The sequence below is a fragment of the Streptomyces sp. NBC_01463 genome, from assembly GCA_036227345.1.
Taxonomy (GTDB): Bacteria; Actinomycetota; Actinomycetes; order Streptomycetales; family Streptomycetaceae; genus Streptomyces.
On sequence record CP109468.1, the window covers coordinates 3,576,305 to 3,588,723 of the forward strand.

Genomic DNA, 12,419 nt, shown 5'->3' on the forward strand with positions numbered 1-12,419 from the left:
GAGGTTTCGCGGGCAACTCCAGCCCCGCCGGCGTTTGAGGCGCGGGGTCCGGGGCGGAGCCCCGGGGGCCCTGCCCCCGGACTCCCGCTCCTCAATCGCCGGAGGGGCTGAGGTTGCCCCGAGGGCTGGAGTCGGCCGGCTGAACCTCATACGCGAGCAGAGACAGGTCCGGCCCGGGCCGAGGCCGGGCACGCGAAAGGCCCGGCACCCCGAAAGGGTGCCGGGCCTCACCGCTTGCGCGGAACAGCTACCCGCTAGTGGGAGTGACCGTGGCCGTGACCGGCCTCGGCCTCTTCCTCGGCCGGCTTCTCGACGACCAGCGTCTCGGTCGTGAGCAGCAGCGACGCGATGGACGCGGCGTTCTCCAGCGCGGAGCGGGTGACCTTGACCGGGTCGATGACGCCGGCCTTCACCAGGTCGCCGTACTCGCCGGTCGCGGCGTTGAAGCCCTGACCCTTGTCGAGCTCGGAGACCTTCGAGGTGATGACGTAGCCCTCGAGGCCCGCGTTCTCCGCGATCCAGCGGAGCGGCTCGACGGCGGCGCGGCGCACGACCGCGACACCCGTGGCCTCGTCGCCGGTCTTGCCGAGGTTGCCCTCGAGGACCTTGACGGCGTGGACCAGAGCGGAGCCACCACCGGAGACGATGCCCTCCTCGACCGCGGCGCGGGTCGCGGAGATGGCGTCCTCCAGACGATGCTTCTTCTCCTTGAGCTCGACCTCGGTGGCCGCACCGACGCGGATCACGCAGACCCCGCCGGCCAGCTTCGCCAGGCGCTCCTGGAGCTTCTCGCGGTCCCAGTCGGAGTCCGTGGACTCGATCTCGGCCTTGATCTGGTTGACGCGGCCGACGACCTCGTCGGACTTGCCGCCACCATCGACGATGGTGGTGTCGTCCTTGGAGACGGTCACGCGGCGGGCGGTGCCCAGCACGTCCAGACCGGCCTGGTCGAGCTTGAGGCCGACCTCCTCGGCGATGACGGTCGCACCGGTGAGGGTGGCGATGTCGCCGAGCATGGCCTTGCGGCGGTCACCGAAGCCCGGGGCCTTCACCGCGACGGCGTTGAAGGTGCCACGGATCTTGTTGACGACCAGGGTCGACAGGGCCTCGCCCTCGACGTCCTCGGCGATGATCAGCAGCGGCTTGGAGGCACCGGCCTGGATGACCTTCTCCAGGAGCGGCAGCAGCTCCTGGATCGAGCCGATCTTGCCCTGGTGGATCAGGATGTACGGGTCGTCGAGGACGGCCTCCATGCGCTCCTGGTCGGTCACCATGTACGGGGACAGGTAGCCCTTGTCGAAGGCCATGCCCTCGGTGAAGTCGAGGTCCAGACCGAAGGTGTTGGACTCCTCGACGGTGATGACACCGTCCTTGCCGACCTTGTCCATCGCGTCCGCGATGAGCTCGCCGACCTGGGTGTCCTGCGCGGAGAGCGCGGCCACGGCGGCGATGTCGGACTTGTCCTCGATCGGGCGGGCGGTCGCGAGGAGCTCCTCGGACACGGCCTTGACCGCGGCGTCGATGCCCTTCTTCAGGGCGGCCGGGGACGCGCCCGCGGCCACGTTGCGCAGACCCTCGCGGACGAGCGCCTGGGCGAGGACGGTGGCGGTGGTCGTACCGTCACCGGCCACGTCGTTGGTCTTGGTCGCCACCTCCTTCACCAGCTGCGCACCGAGGTTCTCGTACGGGTCGTCCAGCTCGACCTCGCGCGCGATGGTGACACCGTCGTTGGTGATGGTGGGAGCACCGAACTTCTTGTCGATGACGACGTTGCGGCCCTTGGGACCGATCGTCACCTTCACCGTGTCGGCAAGCTTGTTGACGCCGCGCTCGAGGGCGCGACGGGCGTCCTCGTCGAACTTCAGGATCTTCGCCATGGAGCTGAACTGTCCTCTCAAAACAAGAACTGCGCCCCTGCCGCCCGGCTAGTTATCTCGCAGGGGGCCAGGGGCGCAGAACAGAAGCAAACGTTGGGTGAATTACTTCTCGATGATCGCGAGCACGTCGCGAGCCGAGAGGACGAGGTACTCCTCGCCGTTGTACTTCACCTCGGTGCCGCCGTACTTGCTGTACAGAACGACATCGCCGGTCTTGACGTCGAGCGGAAGGCGCTCGCCGTTCTCGAAGCGGCCCGGGCCCACGGCCAGGACGACGCCCTCCTGGGGCTTCTCCTTGGCGGTGTCCGGAATGACCAGGCCGGAGGCCGTGGTCTGCTCGGCGTCGAGCGGCTGGACCACAATGCGGTCCTCGAGCGGCTTGATCGCAACCTTGGAGCTGGCGGTCGACACGATCCGGTCTCCCCCTTCGGAGATCTCACGGGGTTATCAGTCTGGGGTGGCGACCAGGTGGGCCCGTCGTCGCGGGTGCCGGACCTGCCGGTCGCACAGAACTGCTGGCACTCTCCAGTGGGGAGTGCCAGCACTGAGACTATGACCGCGATTAGCACTCGGTCAAGCGGAGTGCCAATTCACGCCCTCGTGGCGTCTCCGGAGAGGTCCGGACCGCGCGCCGGAGCAGGTCCGGATCCGGCGACTACCGCCTCGCGCACCCCGCCTCCACGGCCGGGGCCCCCGACTCGTAACGTCCCGGCCGCCCCGGCCGTTCCGGCCACCAGTGGACCGGTGGCCGCACCCGGTAGCCGCCGGCCGCGGGACCGCCGCAGGCGACGACGACCATCGCCCCCGGCGCCCCGTGGTCACCGCGCACCGCCGCGGGCCGCGCCTCCGGGTCGCTCGGCGACGGATGCACCCGCTGCACCGCCTTGCGGCCCAGCCGCTCGATCGGGTCCACCGACTGCGCGCAGCCTGCGGTGGCGGTCAGGAGCGCACCGGCGGTCAGCAGTCCGGCCAGCAGCCGGTGCGCCCTTCTCATACGTAGTCCTCCAGCCGGGCCACGGCGTAACCCTTGTCCGTGATGACCTTCATGACGGACCGGATCAGGTCGGGCATGCTGCCCTTCCAGTCCTTCTTGCCGCGGAAGTGCGTGAGGATGATGTCGCCGGGGTGCAGGTCCTGGTCCTCCTCGCGCCACTCCATGTGGTCGGGGAACGCCTCCGCAGCCCACAGGGGCACGGCCGTGATGCCGCAGGACTTGGCGATCCGCAGGGTGTCGCCGTTGTAGTTCCCGTACGGCGGCCGGAAGAGCCGGGGGCGCTCGCCGTACTGCTTCTCCAGGATGTCCTGCTGGTCGCAGATCTCCCGCTGCTGCTCCTCGTGGGAGAGACCGGGCATGTAGCGGTGGTTCAGCGTGTGGTTGCCGAGGACGACGCCGCGCGCCTGGGCCTCCTTGAAGTACGCGTAGTCGTCGCGCACCAGGTAGTCGCTGAGGAAGGCGCTGTACGGGATGTTCAGCTCCGACATCATCTTCAGCAGCTCGGGGTCCTTGTCGTCCCCGTCGTCCATCGTCAGGAAGACGATCTTGTCCTTGGTGGGGACCGTCGTGAAGACCGGCGGCAGGGACGCGTCACCGCCCTCGACCTCGAAGCCCTTGCGGGTGGTGAGGTGCGGTTTCACGGCGGGCGGCGCCGGCGGGGTCAGCGGGGTGCCCGCCAGGCCCCACTTCTTCGCGGCGACGGCCCGTGCGGCCAGGGCGCGGCGCGCCTTCTCGGCCTGCGCGGCGACGGACCCCGCCGCTCCCGCCGGGGGCCCGCCCTGCTGTCCGGCCTGGGCGGCGGCCGCGCGGCCGGGGTCGGCCGGTGCGCGCTCGGCGGTCTCGGCGGCACAGCCCGAGCCGACGGCGGCGACCAGGAGCGCGGCGACGACCGCATAGCCCGGCCGGCGCCGCAGGTGCCCCCGTCCGCGCCTCGCCCGTCCCTGCCCGCACGACTCCGCACCCGGTCTGCGCCTCTTCATGTCCAATTCTTCCTTTTGTCGTACTGGCTGCATGGCGCCGCATCCTGCCAGCCCGGGGCCGGGCTTCCGGGCCGACACAGCGCCCGCCCCGCACGGTCCCCCGGCTGGCGCGCAGCCGACTGGCCCACAATGGGGCGGGTGAACGCTCTCTCCCCGGCCGGCCCGTCCGACGCCCCCGACCCCCTCGCCGACTTCCTGGCCCTGCGCACCCCCGAGGGCGCCGGACTGCTGGCCGGCCTGCGGTCGTACGACCCCGCCACGGAACTGGCCACCGCCACCCGGCTGCGCCGCACCCACCCGGCCGCCCTCGTCTCGGCGGCCATCGGCCAGGCCCGGCTGCGGCAGCGGGCGGTGGCGAAGTTCGGGGCCGAGGACGCGCACCGGATGTTCTTCACGCCGAACGGGGTCGAGCAGGCGACCCGCACCTCGGTGGCCGGCTACCGCGCCCGGCGGTTCGCGGACGCCGGGGTGCGCAGCGTCGCCGACCTCTGCTGCGGGATCGGCGGCGACGCGATCGCCCTGGCCCGGGCCGGGATCTCCGTCCTCGCCGTCGACCGCGACCCGCTGACCGCCGAGGTGGCCCGCGCCAACGCCGCCGCGCTCGGCCTGGACGCGCTGATCGAGGTCCGGTGCGCGGACGTCACCGAGATCGACACCACGCCCTACGACGCGGTCTTCGTCGACCCGGCCCGGCGCGGCGGACGCGGCAGGATCTTCGACCCGGAGGCGTACTCCCCGCCCCTGTCCTGGGCGACCGCGGCCGCGCTGAAGGCGCCGAGGGCCGCGCTGAAGATCGCCCCGGGCGTCCCGCACGAGGCGATCGGGCCGCAGGCGGAGGCCGAGTGGATCTCGGACGGCGGCGACGTGAAGGAGGCGGTGCTGTGGTTCGGCGAGGGCTTCGAGGCCGGCTCCTACCGCGCGACGCTGCTCCCGTCGGGCGCCACCCTGGCGGCTCCGGCCGAGCTGCCCGCCCCGCCGGTCGGCCCGGTGGGCCGCTATCTGTACGAGCCGGACGGTGCGGTGATCCGGGCGCATCTGGTCGCCGGCATCGTGGAGCGCTGCCACGGCCGGCTGATCGACGGGATGATCGCGTACGTCACGAGCGACGAGCTGTACGACTCCCCGTACACCGCCGGCTACGAGATCACCGATCAGCTGCCCTTCAACGTGAAGCGGCTGAAGGCGCTGCTGCGGGAGCGCGAGGTCGGTGTCCTCACGGTCAAGAAGCGCGGCTCGGCGGTCGAACCCGAGGAGTTGCGGCGGAAGATGAAGCTCCGGGGGCCGCACGCGGCCACGGTCTTCCTGACCCGGGTCGCGGACGCGCCGACGATGCTGGTCGGCCGCCCCGTGACCGGCCCGGAGGCCGGCCTCGGGTGAGTGCGGCCGGCCTCAGGCGAGGTCGGTCAGATCGTCCGCGTACACCTGCGAGAGCGGCTGCGGACCCACGTACTGCTGGCAGTTGCACTGCCCCGACTCGAAGCGCACCGGCTTCTTCTGCTCGTCCCACGCGGTCGGCACCTCGACCCGCTCGTGGCACTTGCCCCGCTTGTCGTGCTTGGCGAGGTGGTGCGTGCAGCCGCAGACCGGCTCCGGCGGCCGGTTCGCCGCCTCGACCGCCAGCCGCTCCTGCTTGCCGGCCTCCAGCAGTTCCAGCTTGCGGGTGTGCCGATTGCGCAGAGCCGTACGGACGTTGTCGACCGCCCAGCCGAAGCCGCCCGTCCAGAAGATGATGAGCAGCCACCAGTACCACTCCATGAAACGCCCTCCCCCTGAGTCGCCCGTGTATGCGCCAAGGATAGGGCCGGGGTCAGCGGTGGGCACCGCCGCCGGAGGGGACGAGGGGATCGGACGCGGCCCGGCCGGCGAGCGTCCCGAGGATCCAACTCCGGTGCCGGAAGGCCTTGATGACGCCGATGAGGCCGATCAGCCAGCTGATGAAGCCGAGTCCCATGATCAGGGCCATCAGGCCGTAGGTGTCATGGCCCCGGACCGCGCCCGCCGGCACGGCGAAGCAGGCGTACAGCCCGAAGGCGCAGAGCGCGAAGGAACTCAGCAGCCAGGCCAGGCTCACGCCGGGCAGCCGGAGCGCACTGTCGCCCGCCGGGTCGCGGTCCAACGCGCCCCACTGCGCGAGCAGTCGGCGGATGTCCCGGTCCCGGCGCAGGCCCACGACGACGAGGACGACCGCGGGCACCAGGGCGGCGGCGCCCAGGGCGAGCAGGACCACGCCCATGATGGAGCTGATGATGTCGTACGACTCCTCGAACGTGATGAACGCGGTGCCGATCAGCGCCCAGCCGAACGCCCCGAGCGCCCCCCACGTCCAGAGCAGCCCGAGGCGGCCGGGCCCGATGTGCATCCGCACCAACGCGCCGAGGATGAAGGCCCGGTCGGCGAGCAGCGCCCCCCGGTCGGGCCAGGTGCGTATCTCCACGGGTGGCGGGGGCGGCGGCAGCGCAGGGCGAGCGGACATGGGCCAGACCCTACCGAGCACCGGACGGCGCCCCCGCCCGGGCGGGGCGGTCTCAGGCGTTGCGCAGGGCCTCGATGTCCAGGCGCTTCATGCCGAACATCGCCTTCATGGCGCGGGCGGCCTTCTCCGGGTCCGGGTCGGTCAGGGCCTCGCCGAGACCGGGCGGGATGATCTGCCAGGACACCCCGAACCTGTCCTTGAGCCAGCCGCACTGGCTCTCCTGGCCGCCGTCCGCGGTGAGCCGGTCCCACAGCTCGTCGGCCTCCTGCTGCGAGGCGCACTCCACCGAGAGGGAGACGGCCTCGCTGAAGGGGAACTGGGGTCCGCCGTTGAACGCGATGTACTCGGCGCCCTCCAGCTGGAACCGCACGGTCATCACCGCCCCGTCGTCACCCGGTGAGGACGCGGTCCAGCGGGTCACGTCCAGGACGCGCGAGTCGCCGCCGATGACGGAGATGTAGTGGTCCGCCGCCTCCTCGGCCTGGTTTTTGTCGAACCAAAGGAACGTGGTGACCTTCTGCATGGTCCTCTCCTCACTCGGTGGTGCGGAACGCGATGCAGGGTAGACCGGTGGCGGGCCCGGAACTCATCGGCCGGCCCGGCCCAGCAGCAGCGCCCTCTCCCGCTCGTTGCGGGTGAGCCCGGCCGCCCGTACGAACTCCGCGCGCGCCTCGTCCGTACGTCCCATCCGCTCCAGCAGATCCCCGCGGACGCTCGGCAGCAAGTGGTAGTCCTTGAGCGCGGGGTCGGCGGCCAGCGCGTCGACCAGGACGAGAGCGGCGGCGGGGCCCTCGGCCCTGGAGACGGCGACGGCGCGGTTGAGCTCGACGACGGGTGACGGGGCCAGGACGGCGAGCCGGTCGTAGAGGGCGGCGATGGCGGGCCAGTCGGTGTCCTCGTACCGCACCGCCCGGGCGTGGCAGGCGGCGATGGCGGCCTGGAGGGCGTACGGGCCCAGTGGCCGTCCCGCCTCCGCGGCCGTTTCGCTCGCCCGGAGCAGGGCCGCGTAGCCGCGGCGGATCAGCAGCCGGTCCCAGCGGGCCCGGTTCTGGTCCGCGAGCAGCACCGGCGCCCCGTCCGGTCCGGTCCTGGCGGCGGTGCGCGAGGCCTGGAGCTCCAGCAGGGCGGCCAGCCCGTGCACCTCGGGCTCCTGCGGCATCAGCCCGGCCAGCACCCGGGCCAGCCGCAGCGCGTCCTCGCAGAGGCCCGGGCGCAGCCAGTCGTCGCCGGCGGTCGCGGCATAGCCCTCGTTGAAGACCAGGTAGATGACTTCCAGTACCGATCCGAGCCGGGCGGCGCGCTCGGGGCCGTACGGCACCTCGAAGGGGACGCCGGCCCGGCCGAGCGCCCGTTTGGCGCGGACGATCCGCTGGGCGACGGCGGGCTCGGTGCTGAGGAAGGCGCGGGCGATCTCCTCGGTGGTGAGGCCGCCGAGGAGGCGCAGGGTGAGGGCGATCCGGGCGTCGGTGGAGAGCACCGGGTGGCAGGAGGTGAAGATCAGCCGCAGCAGGTCGTCGTCGATGCGGTCCGGGTCGGCGGCGGCCGGGTCGGGTCCGCCGGGGACGGTGTCCAGGTCGCGGCCCATCTCGGCCAGCTTGCGGGCGTACGTCTCGCGGCGGCGTACCAGGTCGATGGCGCGGTGCCTGGCCGTGGCCATGAGCCAGGCTCCCGGGTTGTCCGGGACGCCCGACTCCGGCCACTGCTCCAGCGCGGCGACCAGGGCGTCCTGCGCGAGTTCCTCGGCGATGCCCACGTCCCGGACGATCCGGGCGACACCGGCGATGATCCGCGCGGACTCGATCCTGAATACCGCCTCAACCGCGCTCGCTGCCGTCACGGCCACCCATCAGAGCAGCCGGACCGGACCCGGGCAAGCGCGGCCGGCCGGTCAGCCGGTCGCTTCGTCGATGGCGCGGACCTCGCAGGTGACGCTCCAGCTCTCCGGGTGCACGCGCAGGAACCGGTTGGCCCACTCCAGTGCCTCGTCCTTGTCCTTGCACTGGAGGATGGCGTACCCGCCGACGACCTCCTTGGTCTCGGTGAAGGGGCCGTCGGTGTAGCTGAGCTTGCCGCCGGACCAGTGGACGCGGGTGCCCTGGGCGGTCGGGGCGAGTCCGGCCGTCTCCAGCATCACGCCCGCCATGCTGATCTCCTCGAACAGGGCGCCCATGCGCTCGTCGAAGCCGGGGTCGGGCTCGAACCCCGCGGCGGCCTGCTCGTCGATGCGGATGAGTGACATGAAGCGCGGCATGGTGACTCCTCGGTCGGGAGGGCGGGGACCTCTTCCCCGCCTCTCACCCCTGCGTCGAACGGGACACGGCCGGATCGACACTCCCCACGGAATTCTTCTGAGAATCCTGTCGGCCGGCCACCGGGAGGGGTGGTCCGGCCTGCCACCGGGGCGCCGTCCTCAGCCGTCCGCTGCTCCGAGTGACTCGAAACGCCAGCGGTGCACCGGCCGGGTGACGGCGTCCGCGGCCGGCTCGGGCAGCTCCGGCAGCTCGTCGCCGTAGGCGCCGTCCCACCAGGTGATGACCAGGACCCGGTCCTGCGGGGCGCGCAGCAGCTCGCTGCGCAGCGGCGGCCGGGCCAGTTCGCCCGCGCGGGCGCGGGCCCACTCCAGGAGTTCCGCGCCCCGGCCCTCGACGGCCCGGGCCTCCCACATCAGCGCGACGGTCGTCCCGGTACCGCTCATGAGTAGAGGTTGTCCTTGCTGATCTCGTGCACGTGGTCGTGCGTGTGGGAGTGGCCGTGGTCCGCGCCCGGTACGTGGGGCTCGGTGACCGGCAGCGAGGAGTCGGCCGACAGCTCCAGGTCGGAGGCGGGCCGGTTGCGGGCCACCATCTCCGCGCCCAGGGCGGCGACCATCGCTCCGTTGTCGGTGCACAGTCCGGGCCTCGGCACGCGCAGCCGGATGCCGGCCCGCTCGCACCGCTCCTGGGCGAGCGCCCGCAGCCGCGAGTTGGCCGCGACGCCGCCGCCGATCATCAGGTGGTCGACGCCCTCGTCCTTGCAGGCACGGACGGCCTTGCGGGTGAGCACGTCCACCACGGCCTCCTGGAAGGACGCCGCCACGTCCCGTACCGGCACGTCCTCGCCCGCGGCGCGCTTGGCCTCGATCCAGCGGGCGACGGAGGTCTTCAGGCCGGAGAAGGAGAAGTCGTACGCGGGATCGCGCGGACCGCTCAGGCCGCGCGGGAACGCGATGGCCTTCGGGTCGCCCTCCCTGGCGAGCCGGTCGATGACCGGGCCGCCGGGGAAGCCGAGGTGCAGCACCCGGGCGATCTTGTCGAAGGCCTCGCCCGCCGCGTCGTCGATGGTCGCGCCGAGCGGCCGCACGTCGTTGGTGATGTCGGGGGCGAGCAGCAGCGAGGAGTGCCCGCCGCTGACCAGCAGCGCCATGGTGGGCTCGGGCAGCGGGCCGTGCTCCAGCTGGTCGACGCAGATGTGCGAGGCGAGGTGGTTCACGCCGTACAGCGGCTTGTTCAGCGCGTACGCGTACGCCTTCGCCGCCGAGACGCCGACGAGCAGCGCGCCGGCGAGTCCCGGTCCGGCGGTGACCGAGATGCCGTCGAGGTCGCGGCCGGTGACCCCGGCCTCCTTCAGCGCGCGCTCGATCGTCGGGACCATCGCCTCCAGGTGCGCGCGGGAGGCGATCTCCGGGACGACGCCGCCGAAGCGGGCGTGCGTGTCGACGCTGGACGCGACGGCGTCGGCGAGCAGCGTCGTCCCGCGGACGATGCCCACGCCGGTCTCGTCGCAGGAGGTCTCGATACCGAGTACGAGCGGTTCGTCAGCCATCAGTCAGTCTCGTTTTCTTGAACGTGGAGGCGCATGACGAGTGCGTCGATGTTGCCCGGCTGGTAGTAGCCGCGGCGGAAGCCGATGGGTTCGAAGCCGAAGCGTTCGTACAGCTTCTGCGCCCGGGTGTTGTCGACCCGGACCTCCAGCAGTACCTCGGCGCACTCGAAGGCCGTGGCGTGCTTCAGCAGATCGGTCAGGAGCTCGGAGCCGAGCCCGCCGCCCCAGTGGCCGCGGGTGACGCCGATCGTCTGTACGTCGGCGAGGTCGCCGGCGGCCGCGAGGCCCGCGTACCCGACGATCCGGCCGCTGACCGGGTCCTCGGCCACGACGTAGCGGCGGGTGGCCCGCGGGCCGCGTGCGTGCGCCAGCTCGGACCAGAACATGCCGGCCGACCAGGCGTCGTCCGGGAACAGCTCGTGCTCCAGGTCGAGCACCGGGTCGATGTCCCACCAGCGCATCTCGCGCAGCACTGCGGTCGTGGCGGTCACTTGGGAGTGACCACCTTGTAGTTCTTCGGGACCTGCGCGTCGGGCCTGCGGAGGTAGAGCGGCCGCGGCGGCAGCATGTCGGCGCCGGCGGCGAGACGCTCGGCGGCGAGGGCGGCCAGGGCGCCGGCCGCGACGTGCTCGGGGCCGCGCGCGTCCGGGAACGCGTCGGGGTAGAGCACCGCGCCCGCGCCGACGACGGGAAGACCGGCGAGCTGACCGGCGATGTCGGCGGGCCGGTCGACGGCGGGTTCACCGGTCCGGGTGCGGGGGTCCTCGTACCGCGCCCAGTAGACCTCCTTGCGGCGGGCGTCCGTCGCGACGGCGAACGGACCCGCCACCCCGGCCTGCCCCGCGGCGTACGCCAGCGCGTCCAGGGTGCACAGCCCGTGCACGGGGACGGAGAGCGCCGAGCCGAAGGTCGCGGCCGTCACCAGACCGACGCGCAGTCCGGTGTACGGGCCGGGACCGACCCCGACGGCCACGTCGGTCACGGCGTCGAGCGTGACGCCGGCCTCGGCGAGGACCCGGTCGACGGCGGGCAGCAGCAGCTCCCCGTGCCTCCGGGCGTCGACCTGACCGGACTCGGCGACGACGCGGGTCCCGTCGTGCAGGGCGACGGTGACGGCGGGGGTGGCGGTATCCATAGCGAGCAAGAGCACGCAAACAGCCTACGGCTCCGCGGCAGCGGGGGCCGCGCCCCCGTACGGCGTCCCTGGAGCGGGGGTCCCGGCTGCTACCGTCACCGGGTATACGCGGAGTACGTGTAAACGCTTGTAGGACATACGGCGAACCGCGGTACGGCATGCAGCGAACCCGCTGTACGGCACAGACGAACCGCAACGGCGAAAGAGGCGCGAACGGTGGCTAGGGGCAGCTCGGGAATCGTGGCCGCGCTCACCGCGGCGGCCGTCGCCGCGGTCGGCTTCCTGGCCTACCAGGCATCGGCGAACGTCCCGGACAACCTCGGGGCGACACCGAAGGCGTCGGCCAGCGCACCGGCCAAGGGCGGCCACGCCAAGCCGAAGGCGAAGAAGGACCCGCTCGCCGTTCCCGCCGCGTCCGGCACCGGCATGCGCGTGGTGTACGCGCTGGGCGACCGCCGGGTGTGGCTGGTGGACGCGAAGGGCAAGCCGTCCCGGACCTTCAAGGTGATGCCGAGCGCGGTGAGCGCCCTGCCGGGCACCTACCGGGTGAGTTCGCGCTCCGGCAGCGTCACGGGCTCCGACGGCGTGCCGATCGAGCACGTGGTCCGGTTCGCGACCAACAACGACGTGGCCATCGGCTTCAGCGCCGCGCAGGACGGCTCGATGGAGAGCCCGGACCCGACGCTGAAGGCGGGTGGCGTACGGATGTCCCGCGAGGACGGCAACGCGGTGTGGACGTTCGCCACGGTGGGCGTGAAGGTCAACGTCGTCCCGTAGCTCCGCGCGTTCCGGCGGCTCGGAAGAGCCGTCCCGCAGCCCCGGAGATCCCCTCCGGCCCGCTCCCCGGGCCGGAGCTCAGGCCCGCCCGGTTCCCGACGGCTTGCCGTCGCGCGGGACGGGGGCCGTGCGCGGGCGCGGGCCGCACGGCGGGGTGGAGACGGCGGTGGCCGCCGCCCCGGCGGCGAGCAGGTCTCTCATCGATACCGCCCGCGGCGGACGCACTTCTCGCTCCGATGTCGGCATGGACGCCTCCTGGGGCTCCGGTGGAAGGCACGGTTAGGTAGACCTAACCTGCTCTCGCCCTCCATGTCACCACGCCCGCACCGCCCCGCGCAACAATTTGCCGACACCATGTCGGAAACGGACCGTCAGGTCCGGG

The 12,419-nt window shown here is 72.4% G+C and carries 16 protein-coding genes; 2 read left to right on the top strand and 14 right to left on the bottom strand.

All coding sequences use genetic code 11. The features are described 5' to 3' along the window. Positions 1–254: 254 nt before the first annotated feature. The 4 genes from groL to OG521_15625 form a co-directional block, all read right to left on the bottom strand. Entirely contained in the window at positions 255–1,877 is a 1,623-nt protein-coding gene (gene groL / locus OG521_15610; GenBank protein ID WUW22147.1) for a chaperonin GroEL, read from the bottom strand. 102 nt (positions 1,878–1,979) lie between these two features. Next, a complete protein-coding gene (gene groES / locus OG521_15615; protein ID WUW22148.1) occupies positions 1,980–2,288 on the bottom strand; it encodes a co-chaperone GroES in 309 nt (102 codons plus the stop codon). Between the two features lie 244 nt (positions 2,289–2,532). Next, positions 2,533–2,871 carry a hypothetical protein gene (locus OG521_15620; protein ID WUW26950.1) on the bottom strand — a complete coding sequence of 113 codons (339 nt, stop codon included), beginning with the start codon at positions 2,869–2,871 and terminating at the stop codon, positions 2,533–2,535. Further along, positions 2,868–3,851 (bottom strand): polysaccharide deacetylase family protein, encoded by a 984-nt coding sequence (locus OG521_15625; GenBank protein ID WUW22149.1) that lies wholly within the window; start codon positions 3,849–3,851, stop codon positions 2,868–2,870. The genes OG521_15620 and OG521_15625 overlap by 4 nt, the downstream gene beginning before the upstream one ends. Positions 3,852–3,980: 129 nt before the next feature. Here OG521_15625 and OG521_15630 point away from each other — a divergent pair, with 129 nt between their 5' ends. After that, positions 3,981–5,228, top strand: a complete 1,248-nt coding sequence (locus OG521_15630; GenBank protein WUW22150.1) for a class I SAM-dependent methyltransferase — start codon at positions 3,981–3,983, stop codon at positions 5,226–5,228. A 12-nt stretch (positions 5,229–5,240) separates the two neighbouring features. Here the strand turns inward: OG521_15630 and OG521_15635 are convergent, their stop codons facing one another. From OG521_15635 to tsaB, 9 genes are all read right to left on the bottom strand, one after another. Further along, entirely contained in the window at positions 5,241–5,606 is a 366-nt protein-coding gene (locus OG521_15635) for a hypothetical protein (protein ID WUW22151.1), read from the bottom strand. A gap of 52 nt (positions 5,607–5,658) precedes the next feature. Then, positions 5,659–6,324, bottom strand: coding sequence for a hypothetical protein (locus OG521_15640; GenBank protein WUW22152.1), 666 nt, complete (start codon positions 6,322–6,324; stop codon positions 5,659–5,661). 52 nt (positions 6,325–6,376) lie between these two features. After that, complete coding sequence (locus OG521_15645; GenBank protein WUW22153.1) at positions 6,377–6,847, bottom strand: VOC family protein; 471 nt, start codon at positions 6,845–6,847, stop codon at positions 6,377–6,379. Between the two features lie 63 nt (positions 6,848–6,910). Continuing rightward, positions 6,911–8,161, bottom strand: a complete 1,251-nt coding sequence (locus OG521_15650) for an RNA polymerase sigma factor (protein ID WUW22154.1) — start codon at positions 8,159–8,161, stop codon at positions 6,911–6,913. Between the two features lie 51 nt (positions 8,162–8,212). Continuing rightward, a complete protein-coding gene (locus tag OG521_15655) occupies positions 8,213–8,575 on the bottom strand; it encodes a YciI family protein (GenBank protein ID WUW22155.1) in 363 nt (120 codons plus the stop codon). A 159-nt stretch (positions 8,576–8,734) separates the two neighbouring features. Continuing rightward, positions 8,735–9,019 (bottom strand): hypothetical protein, encoded by a 285-nt coding sequence (locus tag OG521_15660; GenBank protein WUW22156.1) that lies wholly within the window; start codon positions 9,017–9,019, stop codon positions 8,735–8,737. Beyond that, positions 9,016–10,125 carry a tRNA (adenosine(37)-N6)-threonylcarbamoyltransferase complex transferase subunit TsaD gene (gene tsaD / locus OG521_15665; GenBank protein ID WUW22157.1) on the bottom strand — a complete coding sequence of 370 codons (1,110 nt, stop codon included), beginning with the start codon at positions 10,123–10,125 and terminating at the stop codon, positions 9,016–9,018. Before tsaD ends, OG521_15660 begins: the two co-directional genes overlap by 4 nt. Beyond that, positions 10,125–10,616 (bottom strand): ribosomal protein S18-alanine N-acetyltransferase, encoded by a 492-nt coding sequence (gene rimI, locus OG521_15670; protein WUW22158.1) that lies wholly within the window; start codon positions 10,614–10,616, stop codon positions 10,125–10,127. The genes tsaD and rimI overlap by 1 nt, the downstream gene beginning before the upstream one ends. Beyond that, positions 10,613–11,260, bottom strand: coding sequence for a tRNA (adenosine(37)-N6)-threonylcarbamoyltransferase complex dimerization subunit type 1 TsaB (tsaB, locus tag OG521_15675; GenBank protein WUW26691.1), 648 nt, complete (start codon positions 11,258–11,260; stop codon positions 10,613–10,615). Before tsaB ends, rimI begins: the two co-directional genes overlap by 4 nt. Before the next feature lie 240 nt (positions 11,261–11,500). On the opposite strand from tsaB, the gene OG521_15680 reads away from it, so the two are divergent. After that, entirely contained in the window at positions 11,501–12,037 is a 537-nt protein-coding gene (locus OG521_15680) for a hypothetical protein (GenBank protein WUW26692.1), read from the top strand. A gap of 78 nt (positions 12,038–12,115) precedes the next feature. Here the strand turns inward: OG521_15680 and OG521_15685 are convergent, their stop codons facing one another. Beyond that, a complete protein-coding gene (locus OG521_15685; GenBank protein ID WUW22159.1) occupies positions 12,116–12,283 on the bottom strand; it encodes a hypothetical protein in 168 nt (55 codons plus the stop codon). Positions 12,284–12,419: the final 136 nt, after the last annotated feature.

Coding starts and splice junctions, on each gene's coding strand:
- OG521_15635 (WUW22151.1), bottom strand. CDS start 5,606: ATGGAGTGGTACTGGTGGCTGCTCATCATCTTCTGGACGGGCGGCTTC.
- tsaD (WUW22157.1), bottom strand. CDS start 10,125: ATGGCTGACGAACCGCTCGTACTCGGTATCGAGACCTCCTGCGACGAG.
- OG521_15640 (WUW22152.1), bottom strand. CDS start 6,324: ATGTCCGCTCGCCCTGCGCTGCCGCCGCCCCCGCCACCCGTGGAGATA.
- OG521_15625 (WUW22149.1), bottom strand. CDS start 3,851: ATGAAGAGGCGCAGACCGGGTGCGGAGTCGTGCGGGCAGGGACGGGCG.
- tsaB (WUW26691.1), bottom strand. CDS start 11,260: ATGGATACCGCCACCCCCGCCGTCACCGTCGCCCTGCACGACGGGACC.
- OG521_15645 (WUW22153.1), bottom strand. CDS start 6,847: ATGCAGAAGGTCACCACGTTCCTTTGGTTCGACAAAAACCAGGCCGAG.
- OG521_15660 (WUW22156.1), bottom strand. CDS start 9,019: ATGAGCGGTACCGGGACGACCGTCGCGCTGATGTGGGAGGCCCGGGCC.
- groL (WUW22147.1), bottom strand. CDS start 1,877: ATGGCGAAGATCCTGAAGTTCGACGAGGACGCCCGTCGCGCCCTCGAG.
- OG521_15685 (WUW22159.1), bottom strand. CDS start 12,283: ATGCCGACATCGGAGCGAGAAGTGCGTCCGCCGCGGGCGGTATCGATG.
- OG521_15620 (WUW26950.1), bottom strand. CDS start 2,871: ATGAGAAGGGCGCACCGGCTGCTGGCCGGACTGCTGACCGCCGGTGCG.
- OG521_15630 (WUW22150.1), top strand. CDS start 3,981: ATGGGGCGGGTGAACGCTCTCTCCCCGGCCGGCCCGTCCGACGCCCCC.
- OG521_15655 (WUW22155.1), bottom strand. CDS start 8,575: ATGCCGCGCTTCATGTCACTCATCCGCATCGACGAGCAGGCCGCCGCG.